At 73.2% G+C, this 18,696-nt stretch carries 17 protein-coding genes and 1 pseudogene; 7 read left to right on the forward strand and 11 right to left on the reverse strand.

Going from position 1 to position 18,696, the window contains the following annotated elements:
• Nucleotides 1–419, reverse strand: a 419-nt coding sequence (locus AC07D6_RS26225) for a TetR/AcrR family transcriptional regulator (RefSeq protein ID WP_479048278.1), incomplete at its 3' end; no start/stop codon positions are given.
• Nucleotides 420–862: 443 nt separating this feature from the next.
• The gene (locus tag AC07D6_RS26230; protein WP_479048281.1) at nt 863–1,387 is read right to left on the reverse strand and encodes an EF-hand domain-containing protein; all 525 of its coding nucleotides are present in this window, start codon (nt 1,385–1,387) and stop codon (nt 863–865) included.
• Nucleotides 1,388–1,477: 90 nt separating this feature from the next.
• On the opposite strand from AC07D6_RS26230, the gene AC07D6_RS26235 reads away from it, so the two are divergent.
• Nucleotides 1,478–1,906 (forward strand): hypothetical protein, encoded by a 429-nt coding sequence (locus AC07D6_RS26235; protein ID WP_479048283.1) that lies wholly within the window; start codon nt 1,478–1,480, stop codon nt 1,904–1,906.
• Between the two features lie 98 nt (nt 1,907–2,004).
• On the opposite strand, the gene AC07D6_RS26240 is transcribed toward AC07D6_RS26235, so the two are convergent.
• Nucleotides 2,005–2,763, reverse strand: a complete 759-nt coding sequence (locus AC07D6_RS26240; protein WP_479048286.1) for a DeoR/GlpR family DNA-binding transcription regulator — start codon at nt 2,761–2,763, stop codon at nt 2,005–2,007.
• Nucleotides 2,764–2,812: 49 nt separating this feature from the next.
• On the opposite strand from AC07D6_RS26240, the pseudogene AC07D6_RS26245 reads away from it, so the two are divergent.
• Nucleotides 2,813–3,196, forward strand: a pseudogene (locus tag AC07D6_RS26245) (DUF4406 domain-containing protein).
• The gene (locus tag AC07D6_RS26250; RefSeq protein ID WP_479048288.1) at nt 3,193–3,870 is read left to right on the forward strand and encodes an NUDIX domain-containing protein; all 678 of its coding nucleotides are present in this window, start codon (nt 3,193–3,195) and stop codon (nt 3,868–3,870) included. The pseudogene AC07D6_RS26245 and the gene AC07D6_RS26250 overlap by 4 nt, the downstream one beginning before the upstream one ends.
• Before the next feature lie 121 nt (nt 3,871–3,991).
• On the opposite strand, the gene AC07D6_RS26255 is transcribed toward AC07D6_RS26250, so the two are convergent.
• The 6 genes from AC07D6_RS26255 to AC07D6_RS26280 form a co-directional block, all read right to left on the reverse strand.
• Complete coding sequence (locus AC07D6_RS26255) at nt 3,992–6,331, reverse strand: FdhF/YdeP family oxidoreductase (protein WP_479048291.1); 2,340 nt, start codon at nt 6,329–6,331, stop codon at nt 3,992–3,994.
• A gap of 50 nt (nt 6,332–6,381) precedes the next feature.
• On the reverse strand, nt 6,382–6,894 hold the full coding sequence (locus AC07D6_RS26260; RefSeq protein WP_315877559.1) for an SRPBCC family protein: 513 nt from the start codon (nt 6,892–6,894) through the stop codon (nt 6,382–6,384).
• Nucleotides 6,895–7,232: 338 nt separating this feature from the next.
• On the reverse strand, nt 7,233–8,024 hold the full coding sequence (locus tag AC07D6_RS26265; protein ID WP_315877557.1) for an ABC transporter permease: 792 nt from the start codon (nt 8,022–8,024) through the stop codon (nt 7,233–7,235).
• Nucleotides 8,021–9,034, reverse strand: coding sequence for an ATP-binding cassette domain-containing protein (locus tag AC07D6_RS26270; protein WP_479048294.1), 1,014 nt, complete (start codon nt 9,032–9,034; stop codon nt 8,021–8,023). Before AC07D6_RS26270 ends, AC07D6_RS26265 begins: the two co-directional genes overlap by 4 nt.
• A gap of 62 nt (nt 9,035–9,096) precedes the next feature.
• A complete protein-coding gene (locus tag AC07D6_RS26275; protein ID WP_479048297.1) occupies nt 9,097–9,939 on the reverse strand; it encodes a DUF4097 family beta strand repeat-containing protein in 843 nt (280 codons plus the stop codon).
• A gap of 82 nt (nt 9,940–10,021) precedes the next feature.
• A complete protein-coding gene (locus AC07D6_RS26280) occupies nt 10,022–10,534 on the reverse strand; it encodes a toxin-antitoxin system HicB family antitoxin (protein WP_315877554.1) in 513 nt (170 codons plus the stop codon).
• An 845-nt stretch (nt 10,535–11,379) separates the two neighbouring features.
• Here AC07D6_RS26280 and AC07D6_RS26285 point away from each other — a divergent pair.
• The 3 genes from AC07D6_RS26285 to rox all read left to right on the forward strand — a co-directional run bounded on the left by AC07D6_RS26285 (nt 11,380) and on the right by rox (nt 15,433).
• A complete protein-coding gene (locus AC07D6_RS26285; protein WP_479048300.1) occupies nt 11,380–12,021 on the forward strand; it encodes a L,D-transpeptidase in 642 nt (213 codons plus the stop codon).
• 248 nt (nt 12,022–12,269) lie between these two features.
• Nucleotides 12,270–12,842, forward strand: a complete 573-nt coding sequence (locus tag AC07D6_RS26290) for an extensin family protein (RefSeq protein ID WP_479048302.1) — start codon at nt 12,270–12,272, stop codon at nt 12,840–12,842.
• Between the two features lie 1,163 nt (nt 12,843–14,005).
• A complete protein-coding gene (gene rox, locus AC07D6_RS26295) occupies nt 14,006–15,433 on the forward strand; it encodes a rifampin monooxygenase (protein WP_479048305.1) in 1,428 nt (475 codons plus the stop codon).
• A 404-nt stretch (nt 15,434–15,837) separates the two neighbouring features.
• Here rox and AC07D6_RS26300 read toward each other — a convergent pair whose 3' ends face one another.
• Nucleotides 15,838–16,695 carry an alpha/beta fold hydrolase gene (locus AC07D6_RS26300; RefSeq protein ID WP_479048308.1) on the reverse strand — a complete coding sequence of 286 codons (858 nt, stop codon included), beginning with the start codon at nt 16,693–16,695 and terminating at the stop codon, nt 15,838–15,840.
• Nucleotides 16,696–17,147: 452 nt separating this feature from the next.
• Here AC07D6_RS26300 and AC07D6_RS26305 point away from each other — a divergent pair, with 452 nt between their 5' ends.
• Entirely contained in the window at nt 17,148–17,366 is a 219-nt protein-coding gene (locus AC07D6_RS26305; RefSeq protein WP_315877549.1) for a hypothetical protein, read from the forward strand.
• Between the two features lie 344 nt (nt 17,367–17,710).
• Here the strand turns inward: AC07D6_RS26305 and AC07D6_RS26310 are convergent, their stop codons facing one another.
• The gene (locus AC07D6_RS26310) at nt 17,711–18,337 is read right to left on the reverse strand and encodes an N-acetyltransferase family protein (RefSeq protein ID WP_479048311.1); all 627 of its coding nucleotides are present in this window, start codon (nt 18,335–18,337) and stop codon (nt 17,711–17,713) included.
• Between the last annotated feature and the right edge of the window lie 359 nt (nt 18,338–18,696).

Genomic DNA, 18,696 nt, shown 5'->3' on the forward strand with positions numbered 1-18,696 from the left:
GTGGGGGGCGGCGTCGCCGTGCGCGGGGCGCAGGGCGTCCTCCAGGGCGGTGATGCCTTCCGCGACCAGTGAGGCGACCTCCGGGTCGTGGGGGGGGCGCGTTCGACGGCGGCGAGGAGGAGGAGTCCGGCGGCCGGGCCGCTGTCGTAGGAGGTGATGGCCGCTGCCAGCGCCTGCGCGGGGTCGGTGAGGGTGGCGATGGCGGCGGCGGCCGGGTGGATCTCGTGGTCGAGGTGGTGGCGCAGGGCGGTCAGGTGCAGGCCCCGTTTGGAGCCGAAGACCTTGTAGAGGCTGCCCCGGTGGATGCCGGTGGCGGCGACCAGGTCGTCCACCGAGGTGCCCTCGTAGCCGTGGGTGGCGAAGAGGGCGGCCGCGGTGGTGACGGCCTGTTCGGTGTCGAAGGCGCGCGGTCGTCCCATGACGTGACCGTACGCCGTAAAAGAACGATCAGTCAAGAACGATCGTTCTTTTACGGCGGCGACGGGGCGGGGTGCCGGACGTCACGGCCGTACGCGTCGGTCACCCGCCGGCCGGGACGGCTCGGCGACGACCGGAAGGCGGCCGACTCGGCGGCGGAGCGCGGCAGTCCACGGCCGGGGCCGGCCGGGACGGCGAGGCGCCGCACGGAACCGGCGGCGGCCCATGGCCGGCGGCACCGAACGGGCCCGGAGCGCGCGGCACCGGGCGCCGACTCGGCGGCGTGGGCCCGGGAGGGGATGCGGTCGAGCGGCGGGGCGACGGGCACGGCCAAGCCGGCGGCGCCGGGACCGACCGAACGCCGGGGCGCCGGCCGGGCAGGGGGCGAGCACGACCAGGCCGACGACGTCGGGCACCGGGCCGGCCCCCGCTACGGCGCCGACCGTCACACCGGGACGTCGGAGAGCGGCCCGTGGTACAGCGCCCTGCCCATGGGAGAGCCCTCGCCGGTGACGTGGGCGCGGATGGACGCGATGTAGTCGTCGCGGCCGACGCGGCCGTCGGCGTCGGTGTCCAGGGCCGCGAACGCCGCTTCGGCGTTGGTGGCCGGGTTGTTCAGCGCTGTGCGCAGGGCCGTGAACTCGGAGAGGCCGAGGGCTCCGTCCCGGTCGGTGTCGGCGAGGTCGAAGAGCGCGCCGAGGACGGGTGCGCAGACGGTGTCGAACGCCTCGGCACCGGCCCAGGCCGCGTACTCGTCGAAGGTCATCCCCCCGTCGCCGTCGGCGTCCATCGACGCCCACGCCCGCTCGCCGAGGGTGCGTGCGGTGACGACGAGCTGATCGTCTTCCTTGAGCCCCATGGCCAGCGCCACGTTCCTGGTGCGCGCCATGTATTCCTCCCTGGAGACGATGCCGTCTCCGTCCGCGTCCAGCATGGCGAAGACGAGCTTCTGTGCGGCCGTCTGGTCCATCGCGGTTCCTTCCGCCGTGGCGTTCGAGCGTGAACGCTCCATTCCGGATCGACTTTTCTACCCCTCGGCCTGACGGCCGACGGCTGCGCGGTGACCCTGCCGCAGTGGAACGGCCGCCGGGTGGTGGCCGGCCGGCGCGCCGACCGCAAAATCCGCTGGTTCGGGACGAAGGCCGAGCTGTTCGTCTTCGCGACCGTCGTGCCCGAGGTCGACGTGGCCGTCCTGGGGGAGTTCGCCGTGTGGGCCGCGCTCCACGCCAAGGGCCTGCGCGGCGGCATGCCCGGTGCCCGCAACGCAGCACTGGTGCTCCCCGCCCTGGTGAGCGCGCGCGTCCGGCCCGAGGCTGCCCGGTGGGCCGCCCAGGACGCCCGGATCCTCGACACGACGCTGATCAGCCGGCCCCTCACCGTCGAGACCGCCCCGGACGCCGTACGGACCACGATGTACCGGGGCCGGGTCGTCTGGGGCGGCATGTTCACGGGCCACGTGCTGGAGAAGGCCGCTCTGTACTTCCCGTGAGCCCGGTCGGCGGGCCCCTCGCCCACCCGCTCCCGCGGGCGGCCGGACCTCGGCGGGCGGCGCCGTGGACCGGTGTTCCCGTACCCGGCCCGCAGCGGTCAACTGGCCGTCAGGACCTCCACGCCGAGCGCTTCGAGCTGCCTGACGACCGCGTCGTGAGGGGCGGCGTCGGTGATCAGTCCGGTGACCTCCTCCCAGGGCAGGACGCGGTACCGCGAAGCCGCGCCGACCTTCTCGGAGGACGCCAGGACGTAGGTGTCGGCGGCTCGTGCGGCCAGGGCGCGCTTCATCGCCGCCTCTTCGGCGTCCGCCGTGGTCAGTCCCGCCTCGGGGTGTACGCCGGTGACGCCGAGCAGGCAGAGGTCGGCGGTGACGTTCTGCGCCGCCTCGACCGCGGCGGCGCCGCAGGCGACCGCCGAGTGCTTGAAGATGCGGCCCCCCAGCAGGAAGAGCTCCGCCCGCGGATGGTCGAGCAGGGCCGCGACGATCGTCGGACTGTGGGTGATCACGGTGCAGGCCAGGTCCTGCGGGAGGGCCCGGGCGACGGCGAGAGCGGTGGTTCCGCCGTCGAGGATCAGCGCGCTGCCCGGCCGGACCAGCCCGGCGGCCACCGAGGCGACCCGTCGCTTGCCGTCGGGGGCCACGGCCTGCCGGGCGGCGTAGTCCACCACGGCCGGTGAAACGGGCAGCGCGCCGCCGTAGACCCGCTGGCACAGCCCCTCGGAGGCGAGGTCGCGCAGGTCGCGCCGCACGCTGTCCTCGGAGATCCCCAGCTCGGCGGCGACGTCCTTGGCGACGATCTTGCCCTCGCGGGCGAGCAGACCGAGGAGGTGATCGCGCCGTTCAGCAGCCAGCATGCGCACTCTCTCCTGTTCTTGCATGTTCTTGCATGTATGGTAGCGCCCCATGACCGACCAGCCCCTGCTCATCCTGACCACCGGCCCCCACCGCTCCGGCACCGGCGGCGATCCCCCGGGCCATGGCCGCCGACCTTGCCCGCCTCGAAGCCGCCGCCTGGCCGGTCTTCGCCGCCGGCCACCTCCCCGTGATCGGGGAGTGGATCGCCCTGCCCGTCCTGCGCTCCGCCGCCGCGGCCCCACCGGCCCCCTCGCCGACCAGGTGCTCCACCCGACCGCCGACCGCCTGCTCGCCCACCGCGACGCCGTGCTGCGCCTGCCCGGCGATTCCGCCGGAGCCGACCAGGACGTCGCCACCGCCCGCCGTCGCGGCCTGCCCGTCCACCACGACGTGACCGAGATCCCCCACCGCATCCCGCAGGAGACCGCGTGACGCCCCGCCCCGGCATCGACACCCCCGACCACCGCGGCCGCACCGGCCTCGACCGGGCCGGGCGCGACCTGGACCGCAACCCCGGCGTCGTGGTCCGAGACGTTGAGCTCACCTCCCGGGGCTGGCACGTCCTGCGCCGCACCACCTTCGACTACCGCCGCCGCGACGGGCGCTGGGAGACCCAGGCGCGCGAGACCTACGACCGCGGCAACGGCGCCGTCGTCCTGCCCTACGACACCGCGCGCGGCTGCGTCCTGCTCACCCGCCAGTTCCGCTACCCGGCCTACGTCAACGACCACCCCGACGGCATGCTCGTCGAAGCCGCCGCGGGGCTGCTCGACGCGGACGACCCGGTGGCCGCCGTCCGCCGCGAGGCGGCCGAGGAGCTCGGCGTCACCCTGGGCCCGCTCACCCACGTCCTCGACGCCTACATGAGCCCCGGTTCCGTCACCGAACGCCTCCACTTCTTCGCCGCCCCCTACACCCCGGCCGACCGCACCGGGGCCGGCGGCGGTCTCGAAGAGGAGGGCGAGGACATCGAGGTCCTCGAACTGCCCTTCACCGAAGCCCTCGCCATGACCCGCGACGGACGCATCGCCGACGGCAAGACCGTCCTCCTCCTGCAGTGGGCGGCCCTGGACGGCCCCTTCGCCCCCGCGGCGGGCGTCCGCTGACGGGTCTGGCCGGCAGGCGTCGACGGGCGTGCGGTCCTCCGGTGCCGTCGTCAGCGGCCCTCCCCGCGGATGCGCCGGCCGGCGGCGCGGCCGGGGACGCGGGAGGGCCGCGGACGGGAGATCAGGGCGAAGGTTCCCCTTCCGCCGTCGGCGCCGTCGTGCGACCCTCCCGCCGGGGCTCCAGCCGCACCACGATCCCCTTGGACGTCGGCGTGTTGCTGAAGGACGCCACGCTGTCCAGCGGCACCAGCACGTTGGTCTCCGGGTAGTAGGCCGCCGCACAGCCCCGCGAGGTCGGGTAGCCGACCACCCGGAAGTCGTCCGCCCGGCGTTCGACACCGTCCTTCCAGACGCCCACCAGGTCGACCGGTGCGCCTTCCTCCAAGCCGAGTTCCCGCATGTCGTACCAGTTGACGAAGACGACGCGGCGGGAGCCGTGGATGCCGCGGTAACGGTCGTCGTCCGTGTACGGGACGGTGTTCCACTGGTCGTGGGAGCGCAGGCTCTGCAGGATCAGGTGGCCGGGCGGGGCGGTCAGGGCCTCGAAGTCGTTGCGGCTGAAGAGGGCCTTGCCGGCGGGCGTGGGGAAGACGCCCTCGTTGACCGGGTTGGGCAGGCCGAAGCCGCCGGGGCGGCGGACGCGCGTGTTGAAGTCCTCGAAGCCGGGGACGACGCGGGAGATGTGGTCGCGGACGCAGTCGTAGTCGGCCTCGAAGCGCTCCCAGCGGACGGGGACCTTGTCGCCGAGGGTGCGGCGGGCCAGGCGGCTGAGGATGGCGACCTCGCTGAGGAGGTGCTTGGAGGCCGGTTCGAGGACGCCGTGGGAGGCGTGAACCTGGCTCATGGAGTCCTCCACGGTGACGAACTGCTCGCCGGTGACCTGCACGTCCCGCTCGGTGCGGCCGAGGGTGGGCAGGATCAGGGCGCTCTCGCCGCACACGACGTGGGAGCGGTTGAGCTTGGTGGAGATGTGCGCGGTCAGCCGGCAGTTGCGCATGGCGGCCTCGCTGACCTCGCTGTCCGGGACGGCGCGGACGAAGTTCCCGGCCAGGCCGAGGAAGACCTTGGCACGACCGTCGCGCATGGCCCTGATGGCGTTGACGGAGTCCCAGCCGTGCTCGCGGGGCGGCTCGAAGTGGAACTCGCGGACGAGGGCGTCCAGGAAGTGGTCCGGCATCTGCTCCCAGATGCCCATGGTCCGGTCGCCCTGCACGTTGCTGTGCCCCCGCACGGGGCAGGCGCCGGTGCCGGGCCGGCCGACGTTGCCGCGCAGCAGCAGGAAGTTGACCACCTCGCGGATGGTGGGCACGCCGTGCTTGTGCTGGGTCAGGCCCATCGCCCAGCAGACGATCACGCGCTCGCTGTCGAGGACCATGTCGCGCACTTCCTCGATCTGGGCGCGGGCCAGGCCGGTGGCCTCCTCGACCTCGGGCCAGGAGACGGTGGCGCGCAGGTGCCGGGCGAACTCCTCGAAGCCCTGAGTGTGGGCGTCGATGAAGCCCCTGTCGAGGACGGTGCCGGGCGCGGCCTCCTCCGCCTCCAGGAGCAGGAGGTTGAGCGCCTGGAACAGGGCCAGGTCCCCGCCGATCCTGATGTGGAGGAAGCGGTCGGCGATCTGCGTGCCGCGGCCGATGATGCCGCGGGGCCGCTGCGGCTGCTTGAAGCGGACCAGGCCCGCTTCGGGCAGCGGGTTGACGGCGACGATCCGGCCCCCGCGGCGCTTGCAGTTCTCCAGCGCGGTCAGCATCCGGGGGTGGTTGGTGCCCGGGTTCTGGCCGACGGTCAGGATGAGGTCGGCGTGGTGGATGTCGCGCAGCGACACGTCGCCCTTGCCGGTGCCGAGGGTCTCGTTGAGCGCGGTGCCGCTGGATTCGTGGCACATGTTGGAGCAGTCCGGCAGGTTGTTGGTGCCGAACGCGCGGGCGAAGAGCTGCAGGACGAACGCGGCCTCGTTGCTGGCGCGGCCGGAGGTGTAGAAGACCGCCTCGTTCGGAGAGTCCAGCGCCTTCAACTCGTCGGCGAGCAGGTCGAGGGCGGCGCTCCAGCTGATGGGCTCGTAGTGGTCGGAGCCGGGCCGTTTGACCACGGGCCGGGTGAGGCGGCCCTGCTGGTTGAGCCACCGGTCGGACTTCCCGGCCAGCTCGCTGATCGGGTGCCGGCGGAAGAAGTCGTCCGTGACACGGCGCGAGGTGGCCTCGTCATTGGTGTGCTTGGCGCCGTTCTCGCAGTACTCGTTCACGGGGCGGTGCCCCGGTTCGGGCTCGGGCCACGCGCAACCGGGGCAGTCGAAGCCGCGGACCTGGTTGAGGTTCAGCAGCGTGAGCCCCGTGCGCCGGACCGACGTCTGGTCCAGGGAGTACTTCATCGCGTGGTACACCGCCGGCGCGCCCGCGGCCCAGGTCTTGGGCGGGGTGACCTCAAGGCGGTCGTCGCCCGGTTCCTCGTTCGGTGGCTTGTGCAACGTGACCTCTCCTCGCTCCGTGTCCTGCGTCCCCCGGCGTCCGTGCGCGGTCAGCCGGTCGGCCAGGTCGGCACGTGGGGGCGGCTCCGGCCCTCGGTGGGCTGGACGTGGCCGTTGCTGATCTCGCCGCGCCAGGCGCCGGTCTCGCGGCCCTGCCCCTCGGTGAACTCCTTGAAGGACGTCAGGGCGGTGCGGACCGCGCGGCGAGCGAGGCCGAGGGCGGTCGCCGCCTGCCCCACGAGCCCCCGGGACCGCAGGTCGACGCGGAGGGTCACCCGGCAGCGGCCGGCGTCGAGCTCCTCGAAGGTCGCCGTGCCGGTGTGCCGGGGTTCGTCGAGGACGTTCCAGCGGACCAGCCGGTCCGGGACCTGCTCCACGATCTCCGCGTCGTACTCGTACGTCCTCGGGCCGAACCGGGTCACCCAGTGGGTCATCACCGCCTGGATCTGGTCGACGCGCTCGACGTTGTCCATGAAGCGGGGGAACGTCTTGAACTGCGTCCACTGGTTGTACGCCACATGGACCGGGACGCCGACGTCGACCGACTCTTCGATGGTGCTCATGACCTCAAGGCCCTGCCCGTCTCCTCGCCGCGACCGGTGGCCGTACGGCACGGCACCGGGCGTGTTCAGCCACGCTCGGGCCATCGGGTCCCCGGAAAGCGCCGTCCCATGCCGGCCGGTGGCCGGGCATACGGGTGACCGGCGCGGCACGGGCGCGCCGGCGCCCCTCCGGTCGGAGGGGGACGCCGCTCGTCCGCCCCGGCCGGACCGGTACCGGATTCGGCGCCCCGGCTTCCGCGCCGCCCGCGCGCCGCCCGGGGACGCCGGTGCGCCATCCGGGTGGGGCGGGGCCGCTGCCGGGCCCCGCGGGCCCGGGTTTCCGGTCGGTCCTCCTCCCGCTACTTCGGGTCGCGGTCGAACAGCGACGCGGACCAGAGGTAGCCGAGCACGGCCAGCCCGAGGCACCAGGCGACGGCCAGCCACCCGTTGTGGCCGATCCCGGTGCCGAGCAGCAGCCCGCGCAGCGTCTCGATGGCCGGGGTGAAGGGCTGGTACTCGGCGATCGGCTGGAACCAGCCCGGCATCGCGTCGACCGGTACGAAGGCGCTGGAGAGGAACGGCAGGACCATCAGCGGCAGGGCGTTGTTGCTGGCCGCCTCGGCGTTCGGGCTGGACAGGCCCATTCCGACCGCGATCCAGGTGAGCGCCACCGCGACGAGCGTCAGCAGCCCCACTGCCAGGAGCCATTCCAGGGCGGTGGCGTCCGCGGCCCGGAACCCGATGGCCACCGCGACGGCCCCGACGAGGACCACGCTCATCACGCACTGCAGCACGCTGCCGACGACGTGTCCGATGAGCACCGACCCGCGGTGGATCGCCATCGTACGGAAGCGGGCGATGATGCCCTCGGTCATGTCCGTGGCGACGGACACCGCACTGCCGATCGTGGTGCCGCCGATGGTCAGCATCAGGATGCCGGGGACGAGATACGCGAGGTACTCGGACCGGTCCGCCCCGCCGCCCCCGATGCCGGCGCTCATCACGTCGCCGAAGACGTAGACGAAGAGCAGCAGCAGCATGACCGGCGTGAGCAGCAGGTTCAGCGTCAGGGACGGGTAGCGCCGCGCGTGCAGCAGGTTCCGCCGCAGCATCGTGGACGAGTCGCGCACGGCGAGGGGGAGGGAGCTCATCGGACGTCCTCCTTGGTCCGGTCGGGCCGGCTCGGCACGGTGGAGCCGGTCAGGGCGAAGAACACGTCGTCGAGGTCGGGCGTGTGCACGGTCAGTGCGTCGGCCTCGACGCCGGCCGAGTCCAGCCGGTCGAGGAGGGAGCGCAGCTCGCGCTGGCTGCCGTCGTTGGGGATCTGCAGGACGAGGGACTCGTCGTCCCGGGAGGTCTCGCGGAGTGCGGTGGCGGCGTTCCGGTACGCGGACGGATCGGAGAAGCGGAGCCGGACGTGTCCGCCGGGGACGAGCCGCTTCAGCTCCTCGGCGGTGCCCTCGGCGGCGATCTTGCCGTCGTTGAGCACTGCGATGCGGTCGGCGAGCTCGTCGGCCTCCTCCAGGTACTGGGTGGTGAGGAAGACGGTGACGCCGTCGGAGACGAGTTCGCGGATGATCTGCCACATGTTGTGGCGGCTGCGCGGGTCGAGGCCGGTGGTCGGCTCGTCGAGGAAGATGATCCGCGGGTCGCCGACGAGGGTCATGGCGATGTCGAGGCGGCGCTTCATGCCGCCGGAGTAGCTCTGGGCGGGCTTCTTGGCGGCGTCGACGAGGTCGAAGCGCTCCAGCAGTTCGGCGGTGACCCGCCGCCCCTCGCGCTTGGAGAGGTGGTGCAGGTCCGCCATGAGGAGCATGTTCTCCTCGCCGGTGATCAGCCCGTCGACGGCGGAGAACTGTCCGGTGACACCGATCGCGGCGCGCACCCCGTCCGGTGACGTGGCGATGTCGTGGCCCGCGACCTGGGCCCGCCCGCCGTCGGCGGTGATGAGCGTGGACAGGATCTTCACGGCGGTGGTCTTGCCGGCGCCGTTGGGCCCGAGCAGCGCGAACACGGAACCGGCCGGGATGCGCAGGTCGATGCCGTCGAGCACGGTCTTGTCGCCGTACGACTTGCGCAGACCGACGGCGGAGACGGCGGCGGGCGCCCGGGGGCCGTCGACCCGCTCCGATATGGACATGGGCATGACAGATGAAGGCATGGGTCCTCCCGTTCGAAGGGTGGGGTCACTGGGGTGGGCGGACGGTTTCGCGGGGCCGGTGCTCAGCCCCGGGCCCGGCGGACGTCGATGTTGCCGTACCGGGTGCGGGCGCGGATCTTGACGGTGTCCTCGGCCTCCTCCGGGGCCTCGGACGCGGTGAGCGTGTTGCGCACCTGGCCGGCGCCGGAGCTGACGTCGAGCCAGGCGGCCGTGCCCTCGCGGACACCGACCTCGATGGCGCCGTAGGAGGTCTCCAACTGGACGCTGCCGCGCGCCACCTCGCCCACGCGCAGGGTGCCGTGGGCGGTGGTGGCCGTGACCGAGCCCTCGGCGCGCCGGATCTCGATGTCGCCGTTGGCGCCGCTCACCCGCAGCTCACCGGTCGCGGCGCCGACGGTCGTGGTGCCGTGCGAGTTCTTCAGGACGGCGGGGCCGTCGACGAGGCCGACGCGCAGACTGCCGGAGCTGGTGGTGATCTCGGCCGAGCCCTCGATCCGGTCCACGCTGATCGAGCCGTGCGACGCGGTCAGCTTCAGCGGGCCGGTCGCGTCGAGGCGGACGTCGCCGGACGAGGTCTTCACGCGGACCTCGCCGAGTCGGCCCTCACCGAGCACCTGGGTCCAGGCGCCGGTCGTGTCGATGTGCGAGCCCGTGGGCAGTTCGACCGTCACGTCGACGCTGCCGGTGCGGCCGAACAGGGAGGACTTGGGCGTCCTGACGGTCAGTGCGCCGTTCGCGTACGTGACCTCGGTCTGGTCGGCCGTCCGCACGTCCAGGTCCTTCTTCGGGTCGCGGGGCCGCACCTCGACGACGGTGTCGAGGCGGTCGCCCGCGGTGAACTGGATGGAACCGGCTTCCACGCGCGCCGTGGCCGCGATCGGTGCAGGGGTGTCGAAAGAAGGCATGGCTGTCCCGTCCTCTTGGCTCTTCAGGGCGTCCCCGCTGGTGGGACGTGGTGGGGGTGAAGTGGTGCGGGCGGGGGAGCGGCTAGCGCACCCAGCCCGTGAAGCTCTGTCCGACGATCCGGGTCTTCTCCGCCGTACGCGGTCGAGCGCCGCCCTCGATCGCGGCCGACACGGCGCGCACCAGCCACGCGTTGACCGACAGGCCCTCGCGGGTCGCGGCCTCCTCGACGCGGGCCTTGAGGTGGGCCGGCAGGCGCAGGTTGACACGGGCGGTGCCGCCCTCGTCGCCGTCGGCCGGGGCTCTGAACGGTTCGGCGGGCGCGGCGGCTGCTTCCGCGGCGCCGCTGTCGGCGGGCGGTGGCGTCACCACGAAGTCGGGGTCCAGTCCGCGCAGCCGTACGTCGACCGAGCCGGGGGCGAGCTCACGGGTGATCTCGTCCATCGCGGCGGAGAGTACGTGGAGCATGGTCAGCCGGGTCGCCGACTCCAGGGGGGCGGTGAGCCGTTCGGCCAGCTCGCGGGCGTCCTGCCCGCCGGCTTCGGCGGCTACCGCGAGCTCGCGGCGGAGAGTGTCGACATACGGAGTGAGGTCCATGACGCCATAGTGGCACCAAGATGGCGCATGTGCAAGTTCGGGCGGCGCCTTGCGGGCGGCGGATGGGATTTTTGCCGCTCTGAGCTGCGGGAATGCGAAAGAGGCGGCCTGGTTGATCGTGGCGCCATGGGTGCATGTATGTCTTTGATGGCGCGAAATGGCGCCGATTGGTGTCGGATGGCGCCGTATGGCGTCGTATGGCGCCAAGCTGCGCCAGTCGGTGCCCGGTGGCGCCAGGCGATGCCTGTGGTGCCGCCACAGGGTGGCCCGCCCCGCCGTACGACCCGCCCCGCCGCGCGACCTGCCGCCGGGGCGGGCCCACCCGAGGCGGCACGGTCGGACCTGCCCCGTCTTGGTCCGCACCCTCCCGACGACGCACGCACCAGCCGTACCCGGTAGGGGCCCTGCGCCGCCGGGCCGGGCCACCTCCGCCGCATGCCCTTCCGGCCCTTCTGCGCCGGGTGCGCCCGCGGCGGCCTGGTCCGAGGCGCTTTCCGCCGCCGAAGCCCTCGCACGCGGACCCCGCCTCCCCCTGGCTCGGCTGCTCCCCGCTCGCCCCGGCCCACCGGGGCGAGCAACCGCCGCACGCGTCCGCCCCGGCGCCGGCGGAGGGGAGCGCCGGGGCGGCCGGGGAAGGGCGGGAGGCGAGCGCCACCCGCCGCCTGCGCGGGTGCTCCGGTGAGGGCCCCGGTCCCCGCGCCCGTCGCCTCCGCTCTCCCGCCGCCATCCCGCCGGGCCCCGCCTGACCAGGGGTGCAAGGTTTGGGCAAGGTTTGCGCAGGACTGCCCTTCCAGGATGAGGCCCTGCTCCCCGGACGGGGGGTTCCACACGGGAGGAGCTCAACTGTGAAGCGACTGACGACAGCGGCCCTGGCGGGCGTTCTGCTGACGGGCGGCCTCGCGGCCGTCGCGCAGCCCACTCAGGCGGCCCCGGCCTCCACCGGCGCCCCTCAGGCGGCCGCGGTGTCCGAGGCGGCGGTCACGCGGGCCGCGGGCAGCACCAGCACGTACTACTTCCTCTTCGACAAGAACCAGTCCAGCCCCACCAAGTCGAAGCTGTACTTCATGAAGAGCGTGCCCGGCAAGGACAAGGTGATCAAGAGCTACCGGGCCGGCTCCGGCAACGGCAGCAAGAACGAGTGCGCCACGATGAAGGGCTGGCTGCCCAACGGCTCGTACAAGGTCCTCGGGCACGAGAAGCGCAAGAAGGGCGGCGCGCGCGGCATCAACGGCTACGCCATCCACGTCCAGGACAAGCTCTGCAAGAACGGCAAGACCAAGCGGACCGAGCTGTTCATCCACAGCGAGATGAAGTCCAACGGCCAGCAGGGCCCCAAGCAGCCCGGCAAGGACAGTCCGTACCGCTGGGACGGAGCGGGGGACTACTACTCCTACGGCTGCATCAAGATCACGCCGAAGGACATCCAGGACCTGTTCCGCACGGCCGACCGGTACGGCTGGCCGAAGCAGCTCAAGGTCGTCAACTGATCCGGTCGGCCCCTCGCTGATCCGACATGGTTGACACGCACCGAGGAGGAGGGTGCCGGCCGCACGCAGGGGAAGCGGCCGGCACGCCTCCGCTCCGGCACGGGTCCGTGTACGGGCCGCCTCCCGAATCGTGCCGCGCAGCCGTTCGCGAGGCGGCCCGTACGGACCCGGCCGTCCGTCACCGGACGCCGCCGCATCGGCATCGGTACCGGCGTCGACACAGACATCCGAAAGGACCACTCCAACCCATGAACCGCACCACGCTCGTGGCCTCCGTCGCCCTCGCATCGTCGCTCGTGGCGGGCGCGGCCGTGCCCGCCGCTTCCGCCCCGGCCGCCGCACCGGCGGCCAAGGCGCCCACGGCGCAGGCCACCGCGAAGCGGATAGCCGCCAACAAGGGCATCGTCCTGCTCGACTTCCACGTGAGCGGCAAGCGGGACCCGCGGTCGACCGCACGGGCGAACATCAAGGACACGGCAGCCGGCAAGCGCGCCCACACCAGCACGTTCGCCCATCCCCGCGGTGCCCGGGTGGCGCTCAACGGGAAGATGCTCCAAGCGATGCTGAAGCTGAACACGTCGAAGAAGTTCACCTTCCGCGTCACCTCGATCGCCGGCGGCCGGCACTCGGCCGGCTCCGCCCACTACAAGGGCCGGGCGTTCGACGTCGACCTCGTCAACGGCTCCCGCGTCTCCACCAAGGGCCCGGGACTGGTGAAGGCCAGGAAGCTGATGAGCTCGTGCAAGACGTACGGTGCGAAGGTCGTCCTGGGCCCGGGCAGCGACCGGGCCCACAGCAACCACGTCCACTGCCAGTGGTGACGCGGCCCGCCTGCGCCGCCCTCCGCTGACTCCCCGCGCGCCGCAGCTCGCGGATCTTCATCAGGGCCGTCCCCGGTTGTCGCGTTGTCGTTCTCGTAGGCGGCCCGGGCGACGGCCGCGTCCTCGAGGCCCAGCCCCACGAGCGGAAGTACACCGGGCGTTCGCCGGTGGAACGTGGGGCGCGGCCGGTGACCAGGCCGGCCGGGTCCCCGCGTACCGTGGCGGGGTCCCAGCCGGATCCGGCGGCCGGCACCAGCTCGGTGGTGACCTGAAGGCTGGTGGGGGCGTCCACGTACACGTCGAGGCCCCCCGCCGCCGTGGGCGGGATCTCCCGCGCCTCGGGGGCGTTGGTGGAGGTGACGACCGCCCCCGCGGTCAGGTCACGGGGGTCCGGTACGTCGTCGGCTGCCGGGGTGCACAGCATCACCGAGTCCGCGCCGGCCACCGCCTCTTCGATGCGGGGGGCCGCCCGGACGGCTTCGTCGGCCTCGCCGATGCCGAGCGGGAGAAGACGCGCACCGTCATGCCCGGACGCACGTGACGCAGGTGGCGGGCGTGTGCGCGGCCGACGCGGCCGTAGCCGATGACGGCTGCGGTGCGGGCGACGGGCGGGAGGGGGACGGGGACGGCCCCCGTGTGACCACCGGGGGTGGTGTGGCCCCCCGGCGGTGGCCGCGGGCCGTAGCGCGTTCCCGCTCGCCGGCGGGTGACGTACGACCGGGTCACGGCCCGGACCGCGGGCCGGATCGGGCGGGTGGGGCCCCGGGCGACCGCCCGCGCCCACCCGCTCGGCCTGCTGCGGGGCGTCGAGCGGAAGGGCACGGAGCGAGGACACGGCACAGGGCGCAGCAAAGGACACGGTACAGGGCACGGGAAGAACGAAGGCAAGGAGGCCGCCCGGCAGCGGGACCTACTCCTTGCCACTTTCAACCTATAGCGCACCGGGGGCCTTGTGGCAAGGCCCGGGTCGTGCCGCAGAATAGCCGTCCAAGGCCGGAACCTGCGGAAATGACCGGTCGGTGCGTGTGTGCGCCGTGCTCGGCGGGGTCCGTGGGGGGGCGAGCGGCTGTGCCGCGCACCGACCGTGTAGGGGCATGCGGGTGCGCGCGCCGACGCGCCGCGGGGAGCGGGGCCGAAATCCCATGCGTGGAACGGGTGATTCGATGGTGGACGTGATCGTGGTCGGTGGCGGGCCGACCGGTTTGATGCTGGCCTGCGAGCTGCGGCTGCACGGGGTGCACGTGGTCGTGCTGGAGAAGTCGACGGAACCGACCGACCAGTCCCGCGGACAGGGCCTGCACGCGCGCAGCGTCGAGATGCTGGACCAGCGCGGGCTGCTGGAACGCTTCCTGGCGGTCAGTGAGAAGTTCCAGGTCGGCGGCCTCTTCGGTGGCATCGCCACCTCGTGGCCGGACGGGTTGGACACGGCTCACCCCTACGGCCTCGCCACCCCGCAGCCGGTCACCGAGCGGCTGCTCGACGAGCGTGCCCTCGAACTCGGCGCCGAGATCCGGCGCGGCTGTGAAGTGGTCGGAGTGGGCCAGGACGAGGAGGGGGTGACCGTCGAGCTGGCGGACGGTACACGGCTGCGCTCCCGCTACCTCGCCGGATGCGACGGCGGACGCAGTGTGGTGCGCAAGCAGCTCGGTGTCGGTTTCCCGGGCGAACCGGCCAGGGTCGAGACGCTGCTGGGCGAGATGGAGGTGACCGAGGACCCGGCGACGATCGCCGCCGTCGTCGCGGAGGTCCGCAGGACCCAGCTCCGGTTCGGTGCCATGCCCAGCGGGGAGGGGCTGTACCGCGTCGTGGTGCCCGCGGCCACCGTGGCCGAGGACCGGTCGGTCCCGCCGACACTGGAGGAGTTCAAGGAGCGGCTGCGGGCCGTCTCGGGGACCGACTTCGGCGCGCACTCGCCGCGCTGGCTCTCCCGGTTCGGTGACGCCACCCGGCAGGCCGAGCGCTACCGGGTCGGGCGGGCGATGCTGGCCGGCGACGCTGCGCACATCCACCCGCCGACCGGTGGACAGGGGCTGAACCTCGGCATCCAGGACGCGTTCAACCTCGGCTGGAAGCTGGCCGCCGCGGTCAACGGCTGGGCCCCGGAGGGGCTGCTGGACAGCTACCACGCCGAACGGCACCCGGTGGGCGCACGGGTACTGGACAACACCCGTGCGCAGATCGCCTTGCTGGGGACCGATCCGGGTGCGACCGCGTTGCGGGAGCTGTTCTCGAAGCTGATGGACTTCGAGGAGGTGAACCGCTACGTGACCGGGATAATCACCGCGGTCGACGTCCGCTACGACCTCGGCGAGGGCCCCGACCTGCTGGGTCGGCGGATGCGGGACGTGCGGCTGGAGCGGGGGCGGCTCTACGAGCGGATGCGCACGGGTCGCGGGGTGCTCCTCGACCGGACCGGCCGGCTCTCGGTGGCGGGCTGGGCGGACCGGGTCGACCACGTCGTCGACGCCGGCGAGGAACTGGACGTGCCGGCGGTGCTGCTGCGGCCGGACGGCCATGTGGCGTGGATCGGTGAGGACCAGCGGGACCTGCTCGGCCGGCTGCCCGAGTGGTTCGGTGCCGCCGCCGATTGACCGGACGGGTGCGCAGCGGACGGCGTCCGGCCCCACTCGCCGCGGTCGTGCTGGTCGATCGCCGCGAGCCCGGCCGGTCCGGCGGCCGTACGTACCGGTTCGACACGCGCCCGGGGCGGGTACGACTTCCGGGCCCTGCGGGACCTGTCGGAGCACCGGGTCGACACGCGCCCGGGACGGGTGGCCAGGCCAGGGCGGGGCGGAGGGGACCGGGATCGGCCCGCGCGCCGGCCGGCACCGTCTCCGGGGCCCGTCCCCGGTGCTCGCCGCAGCGGCGTCCGTGGGCGGATTGAAGGTGGGTCGCGTCACTGTCGGGCACGGTGGCACGGTGCCGCCGACCACCTCCCTGGCCTGCGCGGTCCCCGGTGACCCGGGGGCGCCGGCCGCGACGGCCGCCCCTCGGCTCAGCCCGCGGGTCGGACCGGCTCCGCTCCGGTTCGGATCAGGAAGTCGGTGAGCACTTCGGCGAGTCGTTCGGGCTGGTCCTCGGGAACGAGGGTGGACGAGTCGGAGATCTCGACCAGCCGGCCCTGCGGGTACAGCTCCGCCAGCCGGCGGCCGTGCTCGCGGGGCATCAACCTGTCTTCCGTCGCCCAGACGACCAGTACCGGCCGGTCGAAGCCACGCAGTCGCTCGCTCCAGGCCAGCAGGGTCTCGCGCTTGGGCGCGGAGGTGGCGAACTTGGCGAAGTCCCTGCGGATGGCCTTGCTGCGGGTGACGGGGGCGAACCAGTCGTCCATGATCTCGTCCGGGACCCCGCGCAGGCTCATCCCGCCGTATCCGTTGCGGTTGTTCCGGAACATGGGGATGCGCATGAGCCGCGTCAGCAGCCAGACGCCGCCGGGCACCTTGCACACGACGGCCGCCGCTTTGGCGGGCCCGGGAGGGAAGTTGTCGAACGCCTCGCAGGCCACCAGCACCAGGCGCGCGATCCGCTGGGCCTTTCCTTCCGACACGAGGAACTGGCCGCCGCCCCAGTCGTTGAGGACGAGCGTCACGTCGTCGAGGCCGAGCCGCTCGATGAACTCCCCCACGAGCAGTGCGACACCGCGCTGGGACAGATCGGCGTCAGGGGCCATCGGCCGGCGATGTCCGCCGAGGGGGAGCGTGGGGAGGATGCAGCGGTATCCGTTCAACAGCGGCACCACTTTGCGCCACTGCGTCTCGTTCATCGGCATGCCGTGGCAGAGCACCAGCACCGGCCCGTCACCACCGGTGTCCTGGTAGTCGATGGACCCCGACGAAAGCTCGATCTGCGGCATCACACCCCCTGTGGCAGGTCGCCCCAATGTAGCCCAGGAGCCCTCGGAGCAGGCGAATGCGCGTTCGTGTCGGATGCGCCGCCCCCTGCCGGACCAGGTGGGGACGGGGAGGGACGCGAGGGTCGGCGCCGTCAGGGGAGGAGCTGATGCGGACCGCCCGGGACGGGACGGGGCGCCGGGCGCGCTCCTCGGTGGAGATGATCTCGCGGCGGGTCTCCTCGGGCAGACGGGCGGGATTCCGGGCAGGGGGCGCTCGCGCGCGATCTCGCCCTGGTGCGCGAGGATCGCGCGCCCCTCGCGGGCCCGCCCGGGGCGTCACGTCGACGGTGGGGGTGGCGTACTCGTCCGGTGCGCGGAGCACGCTTTTGCCGACGCCGGTCGGCAGCGGCCCCGGTCCGCCGGTTCCGCCGACGGGGCGGGTGGCCGCGTACAGGGGGTAGGGTCCGGTGGCGATGATCAGTAGGTGGGAATCCGAGCAGAGCGGTGAGTCGACTGTGGTGCCGTCGACGACGCCGGACATCACGACGACGGTGTGCGGGGCGTGCGGATCGCAGGTGTCCGGGTTGAACGGCCGGTACGCGTGCGGGGTGTGCGGCTGGGTGAACAACTGGGCGGAGGGGCACAGCCGTCTTCCGTCGGCGGAGGAAGACCCCGACGCGCCGAAGTCCTGACGCCGGAGCCGGAGCCGGAGCCATAGCCGTACCGCCGTGCAGCCAGCCGCCGCGCCGGGCTCGGGCGGCGCGGACGGCGGGCTGGTGGCGAAGTGCGGCCAGCCCTGCCGGGTGGCCGGCGGAAGCGGTCGCGGGAGGCTCGGCGCCGGCTGCCGCTGCGCCCGCCAGGCCGCCTCCGCTGCTCCTCGTGCCGCCGCGTGAGGAGGCGCCGGGCTCCGAAGCGGTGCGGCCCCGGCCGGCGAGGGGCGTGCGTGGCCGTTCGGGTGCCAGGGCCCGGCCGCCGCCCCCGGCCATCTGCCGAGGCGGCGCCTCGGGGGCGCCGGCCCTCAGAGGGGCGCCGGCTCTCAGAGAGGGGTCGTCGTCGACCTGCCCAGGTACCAGAGGGGGGCGGGGTCGGGTACCGCCAGGGGCTGGAACCCCAGACGGTCGTAGAAGGCCCTGGCCGGTGCGTTCGCCCGCACCATGCAGAGGTGCACCGCTGGAACCCCCTGCCGCCGCAGTGCGTCCAGAAGGGTCCGCATCAGGGCACGGCCGTATCCCCGGCCCTGCCACGGCGGCAGCAGGTCGATGTGCAGGTGGGCGGGGAACGCGGCCAGTTCGTCCCGGACCATGCGCTCCGGAGTGTGCAGCAGTCCGATCATCTCCTCGGTCGGCGTGCGGGCCCCTCCCACGGGGGTGGGGTACCGCGCGGCCACCCGGGGGAGCCACTCGGTGCGGAACCGCCGGACGAAGGCGGCGGTGTCCGGAGCGCCCAGCACGTACCCGACGGCGTTGCCGGCGCCGTCGTCCAGGACGAAGGCGAACCCCGGCTCCAACTCCACGTACGGATAGGCGAATATCGAGGGCATCAGCTCCGGATCGGGATAGAGGGACGACGAGTCCCGGCCCTCGTGCGCCGTTCTGACACAGATGTCCGCGAGCTCAGCGCGGTCGGACGGCCGGTAGGGGCGTATGAACGGTTCTCTCTTCACGCGTCTCACGATTCCAGGGTGGGAGCGCTCCCGCGCCGGCTTTTCCGACGCCCGGCGAAGAAAGATCCCTGTGGCCCCGACGGAGTCGATCTCACGGCGGGAAAGGGGGGGGTCCCTTCTCCCATCCGGCAGCCGCGGGGGAGGGGCGCCGATCGGCGGCGGGCGCCGGGCGGGCGCCCGGTGGGCCCGTCATCCGCGCTTCACGTGGCACGGTGAACCGGCGGCGGCCACCGGCGACCGCCCGGACCGGGAGCGCCGCGTCGGGAAGGGGTGGGGCGGCGGTACGGGCCCCGGCGGCCGAAGCAGGCCGGTGGTTCTGACGTCGCCGCCGTATCGCCGGTGGCGTCCAGCCGTTCGCC

Source organism: Streptomyces sp. NPDC045287 (genome assembly GCF_056432325.1).